General features: G+C 71.2%; 18 protein-coding genes. 12 read left to right on the top strand and 6 right to left on the bottom strand.

The features are described from left to right. The first annotated feature begins 54 nt into the window (after window positions 1–54). Genes ACIP98_RS34460 through larE form a run of 6 tightly spaced genes read left to right on the top strand, consistent with a single transcriptional unit; the run spans window position 55 to window position 5,892 of the window. The gene (locus tag ACIP98_RS34460) at window positions 55–987 is read left to right on the top strand and encodes an aldo/keto reductase (protein WP_401979867.1); all 933 of its coding nucleotides are present in this window, start codon (window positions 55–57) and stop codon (window positions 985–987) included. Next, entirely contained in the window at window positions 984–1,937 is a 954-nt protein-coding gene (locus tag ACIP98_RS34455) for an amidohydrolase family protein (protein ID WP_401979866.1), read from the top strand. Before ACIP98_RS34460 ends, ACIP98_RS34455 begins: the two co-directional genes overlap by 4 nt. Beyond that, entirely contained in the window at window positions 1,934–3,214 is a 1,281-nt protein-coding gene (gene larA / locus ACIP98_RS34450) for a nickel-dependent lactate racemase (RefSeq protein WP_401979863.1), read from the top strand. The genes ACIP98_RS34455 and larA overlap by 4 nt, the downstream gene beginning before the upstream one ends. Then, window positions 3,211–3,900 (top strand): nickel pincer cofactor biosynthesis protein LarB, encoded by a 690-nt coding sequence (gene larB, locus ACIP98_RS34445; protein ID WP_319660829.1) that lies wholly within the window; start codon window positions 3,211–3,213, stop codon window positions 3,898–3,900. Before larA ends, larB begins: the two co-directional genes overlap by 4 nt. Next, entirely contained in the window at window positions 3,897–5,078 is a 1,182-nt protein-coding gene (larC, locus tag ACIP98_RS34440; RefSeq protein ID WP_401979859.1) for a nickel pincer cofactor biosynthesis protein LarC, read from the top strand. Before larB ends, larC begins: the two co-directional genes overlap by 4 nt. After that, complete coding sequence (gene larE / locus ACIP98_RS34435) at window positions 5,068–5,892, top strand: ATP-dependent sacrificial sulfur transferase LarE (RefSeq protein WP_401979857.1); 825 nt, start codon at window positions 5,068–5,070, stop codon at window positions 5,890–5,892. The genes larC and larE overlap by 11 nt, the downstream gene beginning before the upstream one ends. Window positions 5,893–6,121: 229 nt before the next feature. Here larE and ACIP98_RS34430 read toward each other — a convergent pair whose 3' ends face one another. Together ACIP98_RS34430 and ACIP98_RS34425 are read right to left on the bottom strand one after the other, a co-directional pair. After that, window positions 6,122–6,730 carry a LysE family translocator gene (locus tag ACIP98_RS34430; RefSeq protein WP_401979855.1) on the bottom strand — a complete coding sequence of 203 codons (609 nt, stop codon included), beginning with the start codon at window positions 6,728–6,730 and terminating at the stop codon, window positions 6,122–6,124. A 25-nt stretch (window positions 6,731–6,755) separates the two neighbouring features. Beyond that, window positions 6,756–7,499, bottom strand: coding sequence for a metallophosphoesterase (locus ACIP98_RS34425; RefSeq protein ID WP_401979853.1), 744 nt, complete (start codon window positions 7,497–7,499; stop codon window positions 6,756–6,758). 180 nt (window positions 7,500–7,679) lie between these two features. Between ACIP98_RS34425 and ACIP98_RS34420 the strand changes: the two genes are divergently transcribed. Next, entirely contained in the window at window positions 7,680–8,276 is a 597-nt protein-coding gene (locus ACIP98_RS34420; protein WP_401979851.1) for a CGNR zinc finger domain-containing protein, read from the top strand. A 113-nt stretch (window positions 8,277–8,389) separates the two neighbouring features. On the opposite strand, the gene ACIP98_RS34415 is transcribed toward ACIP98_RS34420, so the two are convergent. The 3 genes from ACIP98_RS34415 to ACIP98_RS34405 all read right to left on the bottom strand — a co-directional run bounded on the left by ACIP98_RS34415 (window position 8,390) and on the right by ACIP98_RS34405 (window position 12,013). Further along, the gene (locus tag ACIP98_RS34415) at window positions 8,390–9,460 is read right to left on the bottom strand and encodes a hypothetical protein (RefSeq protein ID WP_401979849.1); all 1,071 of its coding nucleotides are present in this window, start codon (window positions 9,458–9,460) and stop codon (window positions 8,390–8,392) included. An 823-nt stretch (window positions 9,461–10,283) separates the two neighbouring features. Then, window positions 10,284–11,168 (bottom strand): GNAT family N-acetyltransferase, encoded by an 885-nt coding sequence (locus ACIP98_RS34410; RefSeq protein WP_401979847.1) that lies wholly within the window; start codon window positions 11,166–11,168, stop codon window positions 10,284–10,286. A gap of 182 nt (window positions 11,169–11,350) precedes the next feature. Next, window positions 11,351–12,013: an HAD family hydrolase gene (locus ACIP98_RS34405; protein WP_401979844.1), complete on the bottom strand. Its 663-nt coding sequence runs from the start codon at window positions 12,011–12,013 to the stop codon at window positions 11,351–11,353. 285 nt (window positions 12,014–12,298) lie between these two features. Between ACIP98_RS34405 and ACIP98_RS34400 the strand changes: the two genes are divergently transcribed. Continuing rightward, window positions 12,299–13,177, top strand: coding sequence for an NmrA family NAD(P)-binding protein (locus ACIP98_RS34400; protein WP_401979842.1), 879 nt, complete (start codon window positions 12,299–12,301; stop codon window positions 13,175–13,177). 235 nt (window positions 13,178–13,412) lie between these two features. Here ACIP98_RS34400 and ACIP98_RS34395 read toward each other — a convergent pair whose 3' ends face one another. Next, complete coding sequence (locus ACIP98_RS34395) at window positions 13,413–14,456, bottom strand: XRE family transcriptional regulator (RefSeq protein WP_401979839.1); 1,044 nt, start codon at window positions 14,454–14,456, stop codon at window positions 13,413–13,415. Between the two features lie 507 nt (window positions 14,457–14,963). Between ACIP98_RS34395 and ACIP98_RS34390 the strand changes: the two genes are divergently transcribed. The 4 genes from ACIP98_RS34390 to ACIP98_RS34375 are packed head-to-tail and all read left to right on the top strand — an operon-like array spanning window position 14,964 to window position 18,602. Then, entirely contained in the window at window positions 14,964–15,866 is a 903-nt protein-coding gene (locus ACIP98_RS34390) for a S8 family serine peptidase (RefSeq protein ID WP_401979837.1), read from the top strand. Further along, window positions 15,863–16,507 (top strand): GAF domain-containing protein, encoded by a 645-nt coding sequence (locus ACIP98_RS34385; RefSeq protein WP_319660812.1) that lies wholly within the window; start codon window positions 15,863–15,865, stop codon window positions 16,505–16,507. Before ACIP98_RS34390 ends, ACIP98_RS34385 begins: the two co-directional genes overlap by 4 nt. A gap of 6 nt (window positions 16,508–16,513) precedes the next feature. Further along, window positions 16,514–17,611, top strand: coding sequence for a radical SAM protein (locus ACIP98_RS34380; protein WP_319660811.1), 1,098 nt, complete (start codon window positions 16,514–16,516; stop codon window positions 17,609–17,611). After that, the gene (locus ACIP98_RS34375) at window positions 17,586–18,602 is read left to right on the top strand and encodes a radical SAM protein (RefSeq protein ID WP_319660810.1); all 1,017 of its coding nucleotides are present in this window, start codon (window positions 17,586–17,588) and stop codon (window positions 18,600–18,602) included. Before ACIP98_RS34380 ends, ACIP98_RS34375 begins: the two co-directional genes overlap by 26 nt.

The raw sequence follows: 18,602 nt of genomic DNA, 5'->3' as shown, positions 1-18,602 counted from the left end.
CCCCCCGCGATCCGGCCCTGGTACACCGAACGGGTACCTCTGGGACGCTCCGGGGTGAGCGTCAGCCGCGTCGGGCTCGGCACCGCGCCGCTGGGCGGCCTCGCCTCGGCCGCCGGCCGCCGGCAGGCCACCGAGACGCTGAAGGCCGCCTGGGCCGCCGGGATCAGGTACTTCGACACCGCCCCGCACGACGGCGCCGGACTCGCCGAACAGCGCCTCGGCGCGTTCCTCACCGGGGCCGGGCAGCCGCGCGCGGAGACCACGGTGTCCACCAAGGTCGGCCGGCTGCCCGTACCGGGGGAACCGGCCCCGGGAGACGAGGCCTTCCATGGCGCGCCCGGCCTCGTCACGGTCCGCGACTACAGTGCCGACGGCGTCTACCGCTCACTCGCCGAAAGCCTGGAGCGCTCCGGTCTCGACGCCTTCGACATCGTCTTCATCCACGACCCGGACGGCTGCTGGGAGCAGGCCGTGCGCGGTGCCTACCCGGCGCTGGCCCGGCTTCGCGACGAGGGAGCCGTCCGGGCGATGGGCGCGGCCATGAACCAGACGGCGATGCTCACCCGCTTCGTGACCGAGACCGACCTCGATTGCGTGCTCGTGGCCGGCCGCTACTCGCTGCTGGACCGCAGCGCGGCCGACGAACTGCTGCCCGCGTGCGCCGAACGCGCGGTGGGCGTCCTCGTCGGCGGTGTCTTCAACAGCGGCATCCTCGCGAACCTGGCCCCGGACGCCGTGTACGACCGCGCGCCGGCTTCGAAAGCGGTCCTCCGCCACGCCCGGGCCCTCGGTGAGCGCTGCGCCGAGTACGGTGTCCCGCTTGCCGCCGCCGCGCTGCGGTTCCCCCTGCGCCATCCGGCGGTCACCGGTGTCGTCGTCGGGGCGCGCAGCGCACAGGAGATCACCGTGAACGCCGCGCTCGCCTCGATGACGATCCCCGAGGAGCTGTGGCCGGAGCTCGACGTCCTGGAAGCGGAGGAGCGATGAGCCGGATCGACGCACACCACCACGTCCGGCGGCCGGCACCGTCCCCGTCCGCCACGCACGGCCCCGCTCCCAGTCCTGGTCCTGGTCCGCGGCGCCGTGTGCACGCGTGGCTCGACGCACCCGGTACGGCCCCGGTGCGGCGGGACTTCACCTTGGAGGACCTGGCGCCGCCGGGCCAGGCAGCGGGCGTCGACCGCACGATCCTGGTCCAGGTACTGCCCGACACCGGCGAGACCGAGGACTTCCTGACCCTGGCCTCGACGGCCGGGACCGTCGCCGGGGTCGTGCGCTGGGTCGACCTCCCGTCCGACCGCCTCCCGCGCACGCTGGACACCCTGCGGGCGGCACCGGGCGGCGAACTGCTCGTGGGCACCAGGCACCTCGTGCAGGACGAGCGGGACCCCCGCTGGCTCAGCCGGCCTGATGTACGGCGGGGTCTGCGCCTGGTCGCGCGGGCGGACCTCGCCTACGACCTGCTCGTCCGTCCGCATCAACTGCCCGCGGCCATCGACGCCGTCCGGGAGCTGCCGGAACTCACCTTTGTGCTCGACCATCCGGCAGAACCCCCCGTGGCCACCGGTGAGATGCAGCCCTGGACCTCGCTGGTCCGCGAACTGGCGGCCCTTCTTAACGCGTTCTGCAAGCTGTCCGGCATGGTCACCGAGGCCGGCCGGAACCGCTGGAGCGTGGCAACCTTGCGTCCCTGCGCCGACGTGGTGCTCGACGCGTTCGGTCCCGAGCGAGTGATGTTCGGTTCCGACTGGCCGGTGTGCCTGCCGGCCGCCTCGCACGAGGAGGTCGTCGGCGCGGCGGAGGCACTGACGGACGGCCTCACCGAGGCCGAGCGCTCCCACGTCTTCCGCGCGACGGCGGAACGCGCCTATCGCCTGGAAGAGCGGCACCGTCGGGGGCGGGCCGACGACGCAGAGGCCGTGGAGGCGGTCCGGTGAAAGTACGTCTCGCCTACGGGCAGTCAGGGCTCGACATCGACGTCGATCCGCACAGGACCACCGTCGTCGAGCCCGTCCACCACCCGGCGGCCCGGAACCAGGCGGCCGTCCTGCGCGCGGCCCTGCGCGAACCGGTCGCCGGGCCCCCGTTGGCCGAGAGGGTGCGCCCGGGGCAGACGGTGGCCATCTCGGCCTGCGACGGCACGCGGCCGCAGCCCCGGCACCTGATGATCCCGGCCCTGCTGGACGAGCTGGACGGCATCGTCCGCAGGGAGGACGTGGTGATCCTCGTGGCGACGGGCACCCATCGCGGCAACGACGCGTCCGAACTCCGGACGATGTTCGGCGACGAGATCGCGGACACGGTGAGGATCGTCAACCACGACGCCCGCGACGCCTCGCGGCTGACGTGGATGGGCAGGCACGGCGACGGCGTACCGGTCTGGCTCAACCGGGAGTGGGTGGAGGCGGACGTCCGGATCACCACGGGCTTCGTCGAACCCCACTTCTTCGCCGGTTTCTCCGGCGGCCCGAAGCTCGTCGCCCCCGGCCTGGCGGGTCTGGAGACCGTGCTCGTGCTGCACGACGCGGCCCGGATCGGCGATCCGCGCGCCACCTGGGGCATCACCCGCGGAAACCCGGTTCACAACGACGTGCGCGCCATCGCGGAGGCCACCGGTGTCACCTTCGCGTTCGACGTGGTGCTCAACCGCGACAAGGACGTCGTCGCGGCGTTCGGCGGCGATCTGCCGCCGATGCACGCCGCCGCCACGGCCGCGGCCGCGCGCATGGCGATGCGCCCGGTGCGGGCACCGTTCGACGTCGTCGTCACCACCAACTCCGGCTTCCCGCTGGACCAGAACCTGTACCAGGCGGTCAAGGGGATGTCGGCGGCCTACCAGGTGGTCCGCCCCGGAGGGACGATCGTGTGCGCGGCCGAGTGCCGCGACGGTTTCCCCGACCACGGCTCCTACCGCCGGGTCCTGGCCTCGGCCCCGTCCCCGCAGGCGCTCCTGAACGAGATCTCCGCGCGCACCGAGACGATTCCGGACCAGTGGCAGGTGCAGATCCAGGCCCGTATCCAGTCGGGCAGTCAGGTCATCATGCACACCTCCTACCTCAGTGACGACGAACTGGCCGCGGCCCACCTGCGGCAGACCCGGGACATCTCCGCGACCGTCGCCGAAGCCCTGGCCGCCGCGGGCCCGCAGGCCCGCCTGTGCGTCCTGCCGGAAGGTCCGCAGACCATCCCGTACATCGAAGGGAGCCGGTTGTGAACGACGTACTGGACCTCGGATACGCACGCGTCGACATCGGCCGCGAGGCACGGCAAGGACTGCCCGAGGTCGTGTACGGCCCCGGCAAGACCGTGGAGCAGATCGCCGGCATCGTCACCGGCCTCCTGGAGCACAACACCGGGCCCGTCCTGGTCACCCGCGTCGCCCCGGACACCGCGACGGCCGTCCTGGGGCGGGTGGAGTCCGGATCGTACGACGAGGAGGCCCGGCTGCTGCTCTGGCGACCTGCCGCCGCATCGGGCTTCTCCGTCGTGGTGGCCGCCGCCGGGACCTCCGACCGGCCGGTGGCCGCCGAAGCCACCGCTGTGGCCACGGCCGTCGGGCTGGACACGACGGCCGTGCACGACGTGGGAGTGGCGGGACTCGAACGCGTGCTGCAGGTCCGCGGTCTGCTGCGGGCCGCGGACGCGGTGATCGTCGTGGCGGGCATGGAGGGCGCCCTCGCCAGTGTCGTCGGCGGTCTGGTGGCCGCCCCCGTCGTGGCGGTTCCGGTCTCCACCGGGTACGGCGCCTCGCTGGACGGCGTGACCGCGCTGCTCGCCATGCACGCCTCCTGCGCCGCCGGCGTGACCGTGGTCAACATCGACTCCGGGTTCTCGGCGGCCATGGCCGTTCACCGCATCGCCCGGTCCCGCGGTACGGCGGACCCGGGAGGTGCCAGGTGATCTGCTGGATCAACCCGTTCACCGGACTGGCCGGGGACATGCTGCTGGGCGCCCTGATCGACGCGGGGGCACCGCTCGACCGGATCCGGTCCGCCGTCTCCGCCACCGGCCTGACCGGCTGGGACCTGACGGCCGAACGCGTCACCGACCACGGACTGGCCGCCACCCGCGTACGCGTGGAGGTCACCGATCCGTGCACCGAGCGGCGTGCCGCCGAGGTGATCGAGATGGCCTCCCGGGCCGCTCCCCGCCCCGTCGCGACCCTCGCCGTCGCCGCCCTCACGGCCATCGCCGAGGTGGAGGGGAGACTGCACGAGGCCGACCCCGCCACCGTCCATCTGCACGAACTCGGCGGACACGACACCCTGGTGGACATCGTCGGCAACGCCGCGGCCCTGCACGCCCTCGGCATCACCGACGTCATCAGCTCGCCCCTGCCGCTCGGCCGCGGCGAGGTGAACGCGGCGCACGGCGTCCTGCCCTGCCCGGCGCCGGCCACCCTCGCCCTGCTGACCGGAGCGGCCGTCAGGGGCTGCGACCTTTCCGGGGAGACGGTGACACCCACGGGCGCCGCACTCCTGCGCGCCGTCCGCACCCGTTACGGCCCGCCGCCCCCCATGACACTGGGCGCCACCGGCTACGGGGCGGGGTCGCGCCGCCTGTCCGACCGGCCCAACCTCGTCTCCGTCACCCTCGGCGACCCGGTCCCGACCACGGCGAACGAGGAAGTCGTCGTCCTGGAGACCAACCTCGACGACGTCACCGGAGAACTCCTCGGGCACCTCGTCACCCGCCTCCTGGACGCCGGTGCCCTCGACGCCTGGACGACCGCCGCGGTGATGAAGAAGGGCAGGCCCGCGCAGGTCCTGCACCTCCTCACCACCGCGCACCACGAAGGACGGCTGCGCGACATGGTCCTGGCCGAGACCGGTGCCCTCGGCATCCGGCGGATCACCGCGACCCGCACCGCGCTGCCGCGCGCCTTCGAGACCGTCGACGTCGACGGACACGCCATCCGGGTCAAACACGGTCCGTACGCGGCCAAACCCGAGCACGACGACGTGGCGGCCGCGGCCACGGCGCTGGGTCTGCCCCTGCGCGCCGTCGCCGCGCGCGCACTGCGCCTGAGCCGGGAAGGGGCGACGGAGACGAGCCAGGAGGAACACCGTGCACAGTGACGACACCCTTGAGCGCCGGCTGCTGAACGGCGTGCGCGCGCTCGGCGGTTCCCTCGCCGTCGCCTACTCGGGCGGCGCCGACTCCGCCCTGGTCCTCGCCGCGGCCGCACGGGCGCTCGGGCCTGAGCGCGTCCTGGCCGTCACCGCCGTCTCGGAGAGCCTGGCCGACGGTGAGCTGTCCCGTGCGCGGCACCTCGCCGGCGACCTCGGGATCATCCATCTCACGCCGCGCACGCACGAGTTGACCCGGCCCGGATACCGGGCCAACGGGCCCGACCGCTGCTACTTCTGCAAGTCCGAGGTGCTGGACACCATCACCGCGCTCGCCCACGAGCACGGCGTCGACGTCGTGGCCACCGGCACCAACGCCGACGACGCATCCGACCCCCACCGTCCGGGCATCCGCGCCGGGCGGGAGCGCGGCATCCGCACACCGCTCCTCGACGCCGGCCTGACCAAGGCGGACGTACGCCGCCTCAGCAGACACTGGGCCTTGCCCACCTGGGACAAACCCGCGACCCCCTGCCTCGCCAGCCGCGTCCGCTACGGGATCGAGGTCACCTCTCACCGCCTGGCCCGCATCGACCGCGCGGAGAGGGCCGTTCGGGCGCTGACGACCGAGGCCGGGGTGGACGCGCGGGACCTCCGCGTCCGCGACCTCGGGGACCGCGCCCGCATCGAGGTGGACCCGCTCCTCGTCGCCCGTATCGCGGCTTTGCCGGGACTCGCCCGAGCGCTCGCAGAAGCAGGCTTCGCCGACCTGCCCCACCAGGTCGAACCGTTTCGCTCCGGCCGGCTCAACTCCGAGGTCTGACCCGCCCGCCTGGCCTCGGCCCGTGCGCCTTCGTACGGGCCGGACCGCCCCTCGGTGCTGCCGGCAGATGGTGACTGCTCGCACATGGGCTGCGCGTAGCCGGAGGACGCCCGACCCGCCGTGACAGGTGTCCACGGATCCGGCCCGGGTCCGCGAGCGCCGGGTCGAGGTGAACCGAGCCGCTGGACCGGCGCGTCGGAGCGCCACGTGGAGCCCGCGGGCAGGGCCTTCAGGCAATGGATCGGATGCCCATGGCGAGCAGGGCGACGGCCGTGGCTCTCGTCCCCAGTGCCGCAGCCGCGGGTCGCAGTGCCTGCGTCGTCCGGCCGAGCAGGACGGTCCAGCCCAGCAGCCAGGCGGTGACGAGCAGTGCGTGGGCGCAGGCCAGGGTGAGGACCTGGCCGGCGAGCGGCTGATGTCGGTCCAGGAACTGCGGACGAGGGTGAGATGGATCGAGGCCGCCTTGGGGTTGAGGACGTTGGCCAGCAGTGCATGGAGAAAGGCGGGTCCGGGTCGCCGGGCGGCCGCCGGGCCCGTCGGCGGCCGGACCGACGTGGGCGGACCGCCAGGTCCACAGGCCGAGGCCGATGAGATAGACGGCGCCGCCGAGTCGGACCGCGGCGTAGGCACGGCCGGAGTGCATGGCCACGGCGGCCGGCCCGGCGATGGCGAGGGTGGCGTGGACGTACAGGCCGCCGGCGGTGCCGAGGATGACGGGCAGCGCTTGGCGGCGGCCGTGTTCGGTGACCTGCCGGATGAGCAGGGCCAGGCTGGCGCCGGGGGTGGCGATCAGCGGGAAGACCGACGCCAGGAACCCGGCGACGGCGTACGGGTGCACAGCGGTGGCTGCGACTGAGGGGCCGTCAGAGCACGACGCGGAAGTGCGTGGTGAGGCGGTACGCGTCGTCCAGGACGTGGAAGGCGAGCGCGGGCGGCTGGTCACGGTCGGCGGGCCGGTCGCCTTCCCACGGCATCCGCAGGGTCCAGGTGACGGCCGGTCCGACGATCAGCGGACGGCCGGCGAAGGTCGAGGCGGCGGCGGTGTGCGCGTGCCCCGTGATCACCGCGACGACCTGCGGATACGCGTCGAGCACGGCCGCGAGGCCTTCCGGCCGGCGGAGCATGCCGGAATCGGGCAGAGGGTGGTGGAGCGCGACCGGCGGTTGGTGGAAGGCGATCAGCGCCGGCATGGACGACGGCAGGCCGGCGAGGGTGGTGTCGATCCAGTCGAGGGTCTGCTGCTCCAACAGCCCTTCGTCCCGGCCCGGGATGGTGGAGTCGCACATCAGCACCGCCGTACCGGCAACGTGGTGGAGTTGGTTGATCGGCTGCCCGCCGGGTGCCTCGCCGAGCAGGGCCTTGCGGTAGGCCGGGCGCACGTCGTGGTTGCCGGGGCAGGTCAGCACGGGGAACGGTGCGGACAGGAGCCTGGCGGCCTCCTCGTACTCGCTCTGCGTGCCGTGGTCGGCGATGTCGCCGGTGACCAGGAGGGCGTCGATGGGGTGCGGCAGGTCGCGCAGGTGGTCCATGACCCGCGCGGCTCGCTCGGTCGCCCGTTCGCTGCCGTCCAGGTGCAGGTCGCTGATCTGTGCGAGCAGGACTGTCATTGATCTGTCTCCTTTGCTTGCGTGGTCACCCTTCCGCTCAGGACAGGGCAGGGTCGGACCAGGGCAGCTAATGGATAGCTTTCACTTTGGCGTTAGTGACCATAGGGTAGGGGCGTTGAGGTGATCAAGAGTTGTGATCAAGTGGTGCCCGATCGTCCGGTAGAGAGGGGGAGCGGCGACATGGAGCGCTGTCTGGCGCTGGAGTTGGTGAGCACCATTCGCCATGACGGGAACGGGGGCGTCGTTGACGACCTGGCCACGGCCGAGCAGACGGCTGCGTGGCTGGCGACGCACGGCGAACCCTCGGCCGAGGCGACGTCGGGGCTCACCGTGGACGTGCCACTGCACGGCGAGATCATCGCGCTGCGGCAGGCCGCCCGGGCCCTGTTCGCCAGGGCGGTCAGCCCGGCTCCGCCGAGCCCGGCGGATGCGCGCCGGCTCATACCGGCCGCCGAGGCGCTCGAGCTGCTGAACGGGTGTGCCGCAGCCGAGCCGGTCGTCCCGCAGCTGGACTGGCCGGGCGACGGCGAACCCACCGTCCGACTGGCCTCCTCGGCAGGCGACACACGGACCCGTCTGGTCGCGACGCTGGCGCGCGCCGTGATCGACTTCCTGACCGGCCCGGATCGGGCGCGGCTGCGGGCGTGCACGGCACCTCGGTGCGTCCGGTACTTCCTCAAGACCCATGGACGGCAGGAATGGTGTAAACCTTCCTGCGGCAACCGGGCCCGGGTCGCCCGCCACTACGGACGGCAGCGCGCGGCCACGGGCACGTAGGGCCCCGGTCATCGGCCCTGGTGACAGCAGCGCTCGAACCAGGGATGACGGCCGATCGAGGAGACTTGTCGACGTCCAGGTCGCCAGCCGGCTCGGGTGTCAGTCCGAGCTCCTTACATTTCCCAGTCCTCGGCGTAGAACGTGGGCTCGCTGACGGTTGCGTCTCCGGCCCTCACCGCGTCCAGCGCCAGGTTGACCCCGGACGGGGTCATCGCACCGCTGGGGCTGAAGCACAGGCCCAGATCGTGGTCCTCGACATGCTGGAGGATGGCCGCTCCGAGAGAGGAGGGTGCCGTACCGACCAGGGGGATGTCGGCGTACAGGACCTGCGGCCCGGTGCGCCCGTACGCGGTCACGGCGCCCAGCCGCGGAACGCCGTCCGGGTTCGTCCAGTAGTGCGCGCTCACACCGGCATTCTCGAAGCGGTCCTCGCGCAGATTCCACAGCCCGTCCCTGGCGTAGAACCAGAAGGGGAAGTCGCCGATCCGACCCGCCGGGACCTCGCCACCCAGGGCGTTCGCCACCTGGGGCGGGCTCATTCCGAAGCGGAGCGGGCCCACCCGCTCCAGCGGCACCCAGTCCCAATACGGACGGTCAGCTCCGCGGGTCACCGGCCAGGCCCCGGGGTTTCGTCCCCGGCCGGTGACGTCGCGCCAGTGCATCACCGGCGTCGTCGCGTAGGGGTCGTGCGCGAGCCCGGGCCCGACGAGCAGCACTGAGGTGATCACTCTGTCCTTCTGTACCGGATAACCCTCGGCCGAGAGCTCGCCATCGGGCTCGGTGCCCATGGACACGCCCCAGGCCGCGATCTCCGGGTCCCCACTCCAGTTCACCCGCACTGCGGCCCCTTCCCGTCGGGCAAGGTCGTGGATCTCAGCACGCACCTCGGACGGAACTCGACCGATCAGCTCCACCTCACCGACCCGGACCAGGGGGCCTTGGAAAGCGTTGACGGCCACGGCGACCAGGCTCGTCCCTCGCGCGTACATGCAGTTCAGGCCCATCCCCGGGTACTCAGCCCGCAGAGTGCCTTCGGCCGCGACCCAGGTGCCGCCGTCGCGCGGCCCGCCCAGGGCGGCCTTCACCTCGCCGGAATCCATCCCGAACCGCAGCGGCCCCACCCCGACCAGCGGATCGAGTACCCACCGCTCCCGACGCTCCGGCGTCCCATTCCACCATCCCAACCCGGTCACCCTGGCCCCGTTTTACGCACCGCGGGCACACCCCGCCGATCATGAATGGGAGCCTAAAGGTCACCTCTGACACCCCCTGTCCGCGGCTGTTCGGCTTGAGTGGCAGACGGGACCCAGGCTCCGGCTCGTCTGCAGCCTGCTCGGTTCGGTGGCAGCCAGTTCGACCAAATGCCGTCTGTCTCGCAAAGGCACACCGTAGCCGTCACCGGTGTTCCCGATTGATCCTCGAGCGCAGCCGCGGGAGTTCACGACTCTACGGCGGCTCACTCCACGAACTGTTCGTGTGCACTGAACGCCGACGGTCATCTGCGACGCATCGCTGACCCCTCACGCCCTGCTGGCGCGCCGCGTGACGTTTCCGCGCTCGTTGTGGCCCTCCTCCGGCGGCCTGCCGTCGCGACTCCGCGGCTCGCGTTCGTACGGCTTGTGACCGTCCGCGCGGGCCTCGACATGCCGCCTGACAGTCTTCGGGTCGTCCCCCGTGAGGATGGCCGCCGACCAGACCGTCCCGGCCAGGTCGTGTGCTCAGAGATCGCCATGATCTCTCCGCCGCACGTGGTGGGCCTCTGCCCGGGGTCCGCGGGCGGATCGTCGCCGACGAGCGCTGCCGGCCCGCTGTCGGGTCGGCGGCATCGCCGCGGCCAACGGTGCCGCACTTGGCGAGTCCGCGTCAGGATCTCTGTCCGGCCCGGGGCCCGGCCCGGTCAGCGCACCGCCGATGCCGAGACCGAGCGAGAACCGGTTCTCGCCAAGGTCCGACGCCGAACGAAGTCAAGCGCCTGGGGCAGGGAAGGCACGCCACGTGCTTCCGACGTCACCCGAAGAAGCCCGAGGGGATGTACGGCTCCGGCGGCCGCATCCCGCGCAGGCAGATCCAGCCGGACGTGCTGAGTTCCAGGCCCGCGGTCAGGCCGACGTCCACCGCCCACTGCTGCTCGGCCGTCAGATTGCCGACCTGTGCCGGGGTGCCCTCGGGCAGGCTCAGCAGCGCGGCTGTGAGCAGCCGGGTCGCCAGGCGGCGGGAGGTGGCGGCGAGCAGCCGTATGTTCCCGTACCGGTCGATGTAGCAGTAGCCGCTTCCGGCGAGGTCGTCGACCACCAGCAGGTCGCTCTCGGTGAGCAGCTGGTCGTGGTCGGGGCCGTGGGCGCTGCCTCGGGTGCGCCGGTCGACGGAGTCCATCATGTCGCGGTCCTTGGCCGACCCCTCGTGCACCGCCCCGTCCGGCGCCGGCAGGTCGCCCTTGCGGACGGCACCCTCCAGGCGCATCGCCGGGTGCAGCGTGAAGCCCGCCCGGCGGTAGGTCGCCGCCGCCCGGGGGTCGGGGGAGCTGCAGATGATGCCGCGCAGGCAGCCGCGTCCGTGGGCCATGGCGGCGGCGAGCAGTTCGCGTCCGACCCCCTGCCGCTGCGCGGAGGGCAGCACGGCAAGGAGCGACAGGCCCCATGTCCCCTCGCGGCGTGTCGACAGGGCGACCCCGAGCGGCATGCCGGAGGTCTCGTCCACGGCCAGCCAGCAGCCACCGGGGTCGGTCCGTGCGACGTACCGGTTGCGCCGCCGCAGCAGAGGCGCCAGCTCGGGAGGCATCTCCTCGGGCGGGTCGCCGCCAGGCAGGGCATCGGAGGCGCCGAAGGCGGCGGAGGCCACGACCGCTATCGCGTCGGCGTCCTCGTCGGTGTCGCGCAAGAGGCGAAGGATCATGCGCCCATCTTGCCCCTGCGCAGGGTGAGATGGCGGCCGGCCGCCGAAGTCGGACCGCGCCGACCCTTGCGAGCGACACGCTGTCGAGTGGGGGAGCAACCGCCTCACAAGCCACCGGGCCGTAGCCGCGAGGTACGACAGGTTCGCGGTCCGCTACGAGGCGCCCGTCCTGGTCGCGGCTATCAACGAGTGGCCGTGAGCAAGCGACGCAAAGCGGGAAGCACGCTTCGCAGGTCGTCGTCGTCCACCGTGACGGTTGCCGCCTCGCGCGCTCCTGCCGATGCGTTGAACGCCACGCTCAACCCGACGGATGCGAAGAGCGGCAGGTCGGAGCGGCTGTCTCCGATGGCTCCGCACAAACGGGGGGCCACCCCGAGCTCTCGGGCCTGTGCGAGGGCGACATCGCGTTTGTCGTACTCGTCGAAGTGACGGGCCACCCGGCCCGTGAACCGGCCGTCGGCGGTCTCCAGCCGAGGTCCGCTGAACGTGTGGAAACCGAAGCGGTCAGTCAGGTAGCTGCCGACGGGCGACCAGGCGAGGGTCGCCAGCACGGGCACCAACCCGTTCTGCCGGCACCATGCCACGGTCTCCGTGATGCCCGAGACCAAGGGGAGCCCGTCGAGCCAGCCACAGACCTGGTCTTCGGGAACCCCGGCCCAGCCCGCAGCATCCAGTTCGGAGACCTGCCGATTGTCCAGGACACCCGAGGCGTAGGCGTCCTCAGCCCTGACCAGCTCCTCGCGATGACCAAGGAAGCCGGCCAGAAAGGCCGACGAACTCGTGCCTGGAACGAGGGTGCCGTCGACATCGAAGAACGCGGCGCCCGCATGATCGGATGAGACCACCCGCCAAGGATGCCACCATCTCGCGAAGGCCGGGTCGGGACTGCACTGCCCCGCCTCCTTCCGATCCTCGCCCCGGCCGCCCGGGGCATCTCTTCCTCTCGCGCTTCATCGGTCGAGAGGTCGGCCGACGCTGAAGATCGAGGAAGAGAGGCGCGCAGGTCACGGCCCCGGATGCACGATCCGACCTCGTGGATTATGTTGGTAATCTAACGATGTGCGGTGATCGCCTCGAACTCGGTGCGCATCCCGCGACCACACCGGGCGGCAGCTGAAAGAAGAGATGTAATGACCATGATCCTGATCACGACCGCGAACGGCGCGACCGGTCGGCCGATGGTCGACTACCTGCTCGCTGACGGTTTCAACGTCCGCGCCATGGTCCGTAGCGACGATGCACGCGCACAGGAACTGCGCGCGGCGGGGGCGGAGGTTGTCCTCGGTGACCTCCTCGACTTCCGCGACGTCCGTGTCGCCCTGGAAGGGGTCCAGCGTGCCTACTTCAACTTCCCTCTGGGGGAGGGCCTCGTGGAGGCGGCCGTCATGTTCGCGCAGGCCGCAAAGGAGCAAGATCTCGAGCTCATCGTGAACTTGTCGCAGATCCAATCCCGCCCCTACGCGCGAAGCAAGACCACCCAGAACCACTGGCTGGCCGAGCAGGTCCTCGACTGGTCCGGAGTCCCGACCAGCCACCTGCGGGTCACCTTCTTCATGCAGTGGCTGCTCTACATTTCCAGGCTCATCCGCTACGGCCGCTACGTGATGCCCTTCAACGGGGACGGCCGCTTCGCTCCGATCGCCGGCCGTGACATCGCACTGACCGCCGCCAAGATCCTCGCCTCGCCCGAGAAGCACGGCGGCCAGATCTACACGCTCACGGGCCCGGTGGAGTACAGCCACCAGGAACTCGCAGCCGAGGTGGGCCGGGTGCTGGGCAGGGACCTTCCCTTCGAACAGGTCACCGTGTCAACGTTCCTCGAGATGATCGGTCTTGCGGACGACACGGCCAAACTCAAGCATTTCGAGGCGGCCGCCATTGACCAGCAAGAGGGGCGTCTGGCAGGCGTCAGTGCTGCGGCCCCGACCATCACCGGCAGGCCGCTGGTGACCGTCGAGGAATTCGTCAACGAGAACCGCTCCCTCTTCGAGCTCCACTACCCGTCGTGATCATCGAGCTGCACGGCTGAGCCCGGATACTGATTGGGAGGGTGTCCTGTCAGGTCTGTCGCAACGGCCGGTGAGGCCCGTCGACAGACTCGTTCGCGCCGCCAATTCTGGGCAGGGCAGGGCACGCCCCTTGGAGGGCCCCTTGTCCGCCTGCGCTTGCAACTGCAGGTGCACCTGCGCGGTCGCCTCCGAGGCGGGAGTCACTGCCCCGCCCGATCTCCCGCGCGCTGTCGGATCAGCTCGCGGCGAGGTGGAGCAGTTCAGGGACGCCCTCTGCATTGCGGTAGCTGCGGAAGCGCGGGATGAGGTCGTGGACGAGCTGGACGCAGCGGGGTGCCCCAATGCGGCGGGCCAGTTGGAGGGATTCCCGGGCGGTGGCCGCGGCGAGTTCCGGTTCGCGCAGGTTGAGGTGGCTCGCAGCGCGATAAGCCAGGAAGACACCTCGGGTCTTGTCCCGTGCGGGGGGCAGCAAGGCCTGCCCCTCGCCGATGAGGCGGTGGGCACGGGCGGTGTCGCCGAGGTCGAGCAGGGCCTGCCCGGAGTCGACGGCGAGGTCGGCCTCGGAGAGCCAGGCGCACCAGGCGGGCCGCTCGCTGCCGGAGGCGGTGTCCAGCAGTCGCTCGGCCGCGTCGAGCGACCGCAGTGCGGCGCGGCGTTCTCCTTGTGCTGCCAGGGTGCGGGCGAGACGCAGGTTCAACAAGGATCGGGCGGCGGGGTGTTCGCTGCGAGTGAGGGCGTGTTCCAGGAGGCCGGCCGCGGTGACGTGGTCCTTGCGCCAGGCAGCCTGGTATGCGAGATCACCAAGGAGTGCGGCGCCCATGTCGCGGTCGCCGCTGGCGTGGGCGCTGCGCAGGCCCGCGATCCAGAATTTCGCGGCGGTCGGGTGGTCGGCGACGTCGAAGCGGTGCCAGGCGACGGTCTGGGAGAGGCTGGAGGCCAGGGTATGCAGGCGCAGGCCCACGCGCTTGGGGTAGCGGCCGTTCTCGAGCAGGTTGGTCACGGTCGTCAGGTGGGCGTCGAGTAAGTCGGGGGTGTACTGGCGCTGTTCGGTGGGCAGCGAGGTCAGCCCTGCGCTGGATTCCTCCAGCATGGCGACCAGTTCGTCCCCGACCGGCGGCCCGGATGCCGTCTCGGACTGCGCGTGGGTGTCGCCGGCTGCCCAGCCGGCCGCGAGGGCGGTAAGTGCTGCTCCGGTGACGGACAGGAAGATGCGGCGGTCCACGGTACTCAGTGCCTCTCTGAGGGCGGGAACGATGTTGTAGGGGCCGAGCGCGGTCACGTTCGGGTTGGTGCCGTGCAGCCACTGCGGCCAGATGCGGTGTCGACGACGCTCACCGGGAGGCCGAAGGCCCTCGGCGATGCAGGTCCGTCAACTCTCGCTCAGCGCCGAAGAATCCCCTATCGCACTTCCACCCAAAGCGTCTACTCGTCGTCCGCGTGCTCCGTCTCGGCCTGATCGAGGCTCTTCGCATCTTTGCGGCGGCCGACCTTTTACCCGGTGCCGGCCGAGCCGGCTTGATCACGAACCGTCGGTTGGCGCGTATGTCACAGGAGTCGCGTTGAATAACATCTTTCTCATTGGCTTCTCTGCGTTATGCGGGCGACCGTGTTTGGGGTGGATGAAGTGCGGGTAACTCCGGGGTTCGGACGGATGTGTCTCGGAGAAATTTTCGGGAGACCCTTGCGGGTCGTTCACACGTCGTCCTAATGTCATCTCTGCACAGGCCGGCCGAGCGAGTGTCGGACTTCGTTTTCGCAAGGCGCCGGCTGGACGGTTCCTTTCGGCGTGGATTTTTCCGGAACGAACTGGACGGTGCACTTGACCATATCGGGGACGCGGCGGGCCTCCGTTCGTTTCGCCCATATGAATTCGGGAAAACTCGTCGACCGATCTCAATTCCCTGGATCTGACGCGATCGACCGGACATGGGCGTGGGGTGACTCGCGCGGCGCCGGGGTCCGGGTGTGTGTCATCGACAGCGGTGTGACGCCGGACCATCCCGAGGTCGCCCCGCTGGAGGGCGCGTTCACCGTGGAGCGTGTCGCCGCCGACGGATCCCCGGCGGAATACCGCCTGGTCCCGGACACGGAGGGCGATGCGGCGGGTCACGGCACGGCCTGCGCCGCGATCATCCGCAGAGTGGCCCCCGAAGCGGCGTTGACCAGCGTCCGGATGCTGGGGCCGGGGCTGGGCGGGGACGGGAACGCCCTACTGGCCGCGTTGCGCTGGGCGGTCGCCGAACGGTTCCACGTGATCAACCTCAGCCTGTCCTCCCGCAAGGCCGATTACAAGGCGGCCCTCCATGAGATCGCGGACGAGGCCTACTTCAACCGGGTGGCCATCGTTGCCGCGGCGCACAACAGTCCGGTGCGCAGTTTTCCCTGGACGTTCCCTTCCGTGATCTCCGTCGGTTCGCACGAGAGTGAGGACACCGAACGTATCGAGGTCAGTGCGGATCCGCCCGTGGAATTCTTTGCGGCGGGTGTGAAGATCTCGGTTCCGTGGACGGACGGGTCGAGCTCGCTGCTTTCCGGGAACAGCTTCGCCACTCCGCATGTGAGCGGCTTCGTCGCTCGCATTCTCGGAAAACACCCGAATCTTCCTGTCGGCGAGATCAAGCATGTTCTCGCCGCCCTGTCCGATAATTTCATGGAAATCAGCGACCCAGGCGAAGGAGCCCGGATATGACGTCAGCGGGGAATGACGATCTTTCTCCCGGGGCGCAGGCCGGTGCCGCGCTGTCGCGGCGTGACGAGATCCTGCGTTCGACCGTGCGGCTGGCGCGGCTCGTGTTCGGCGCTCCCGCATCCTCGATCTTCCTGCACGACGCGGGCGCCGACTCCCTGGTCCTGGAGGCCACGTCGAACCCGCGGGAGGACCATCTGCTGGGTTGGAAGATTCCCGACCACAGCGGGATCGCCGGCTGGGTGTTCCAGAGCGGCGAAGCGGTGATCGCCGACGACCTGGAGCACAACCCCCTGTTCAACAAGGACTTCGCGGCCTCCACCGGACTGGTGCCGAAGACCATTGTGGCGGCGCCGCTGGAGACCGCGGGCTCGATCTTCGGGATCATGGAGGTCCTCGACCCCGATCTGGGCTCGCGCGGTGAGGCCGCGGTCATCGAGCTGGTGTCGGAGCTGGCCCGCCAGTGTTCGGCGGCGCTCGCGATCGCGGGTGGCCCGCCCGGCCCGTCCGCTCCCCACGCGGCCACCGCAGAGCGGCTGGTGTCCCTGGTGACCGCGCTGGCCCGGTCCGACGACCCCTCCGCCGAGCGCGTTCTCAGCTCCCTCGAGGAGATCGCCGGAGCCCTTGCGCGCGGGAGAGGGTGAGCGCACGTGCATCTCCTGGAGATCGGCGCCCGACGCAGTATCGCCGCGGCCGGCGTCTACCTGGCCCTGACCCGCCGCTGCCCGTTGTCCTGCGCGCACTGCTCCACGGACTCCTCGCTCAGCAGTGAGCAGCACTCCGAGTTACCGTTCCGCAGGCTGGTGGACTCCTTCGATCCGCAGACCCGGCCCGATCTGCTGCTGATGTCCGGGGGAGAGGCGCTGCTTCGCGCGCGGCTGGTCGGCGACCTGGCACGGGCCGCGCGGGCGGTGGGCACCCGGTCGTACGTGCTGTCGGGCATGTGGTTCGCGCGGGAGGGGCGCCGCCTGCCGGCTGCCGTCGCCGCGGCCGCCCGCGAGGTCGACCACTTCGCTGCGAGTCTCGACGAGTTCCACGAACGCGAGGTGAGCCGGGCGGAGGTCTTCCGCGCGATGCACCTGATCCGGGACATCGTGCCGGGCGTCAGCTTCCAGATCACCGGCCGGAACGACGACGACCCCTATCTGACGGGTCTGATCGCCGATGTGCGGCGGGAGTTCGACGACCAGGTGCCGATCCTGGTCGGCACGCTCAGCGCGATCGGCCGCGGCCGTGGCCTGGCGGGACTGACACCCACGCCGACGTCCGGCCAGCCGGTGGCCGCCGTGGACCCGTGCGACCGGGTGACCTGGCCGCTGGTGACGTACGACGGCACGGTGTACGCCTGCTGCAACCAGGACCTCGTGGAGCGGCGGCAGCCCGAGCACCTGATCCTCGGTCACGCGGCGCGCCAGTCGTGGCCGGAACTGCGCGAGCTCCTGCTGGAGCGGGAGATGTTCCGGGCGCTGCGGGCCCTCGGCCCGAGTTATGTCGCGGGCCGGTTCTCCGAGGCGGCGTGCGACAAGGGGATGTGCGGCAACTGCGTCGGCCTGGCCGGCGACCGTGAGGCCGAGCAGCGCCTGACGGCGTATCTGCGCACGGACTCGGGCCGGCTGCTGGAACGCACGGCACGGGAGGTCGTCGAGCGGCAGGACGCGACGGCGTTCTCCAGCCGCCGCTCCCGGCACGGTGGACTCGTCGCTCTGGGATCGGAGGAGGACCATGGGACGCCGGCCCACGCTCGCTGACACCGAAGCGGCCCGCCGCAGCGCGGGAGAATCGATTCTGCTGTACATCACCGATCAGTGCCCCGTGGGATGCGCCCACTGCTCGGTGGACGCCAGGGCCGACGGCGGCCGGGTCGTGGACTGGAAGGTCTTCCGGGACGTCGTCGCGGGCATCCGGGACCTGGAGGGGCTGCGGTCGGTCGCCGTCTCGGGGGGCGAGCCGTTCGCCGAGCAGCGGGCCCTGCCCTACGCGATCGGGGAGTTCACCGCCGCCGGGCTGGAGACCGTCGTGTTCACCAGCGGCTACTGGGCGCGCGAGGACGGCGGCGTTCCGTCCTGGGTCCGCCGGTTGCTGCCCGCGATCTCCACGGTCTTCCTCAGCACGGACGGCTTTCACCAAGGGGGCGTCTCGGGCCCGCGTTTCGTGTCCGCGCTGCGAGCGGTCCGTGACGCGGGGAGCCACATCGTGGTGCAGGCGCTGGACGAGGGTGACGGTGCCCGCGACGCGGAGGCGCTTCTGGAAGAGGCGTTCGGCCCGCGATGGGACGAGTGGGCCGAGACGAAGCTGATCACGCCACTGCGCTACGGCCGCGGCTCGGAGGTGTTCGCCATCCGGCGGCTGCACGAGGTGAGCGCGCTGGCGGCGTGCTCGCTGCTGGGCTCGCCCACCGTGCGCTACGACGGCGTGGTGATCCCCTGCTGCAACGAGGCGCTGATCACCGGGCACGGACCGATCGAGCTGCGCACCCGTGTTCACGGTCCCGCGGACGTGGCCGAAGCCCTGTCGGCCTTCCGAGGCGACGCGCTGCTGACGGTGATGGGGAGCGTCGGCCCCGGTGGGGCCGCGCGGCTGCCCGGCTTCGAGGCCCTGCGCGAGGGGCGCTTCGAGAACGTCTGCGCAGGGTGCTGGAAGTCGTACGACGTCGCCCGCACCTCGCCCTCGGCCGCGCGTGCGGTGCGGGCACTGGGCGGGCTGCTGGCCGCAACGGACGAGACACCTGGAAGGGGTTGA

Origin of the sequence: Streptomyces sp. NPDC088354 (assembly GCF_044753585.1) — a bacterium.
Taxonomy (GTDB): domain Bacteria; phylum Actinomycetota; class Actinomycetes; order Streptomycetales; family Streptomycetaceae; genus Actinacidiphila.
Note: the sequence above shows the minus strand (reverse complement) of the source record. Positions and strands in the feature narration are given on the sequence as shown.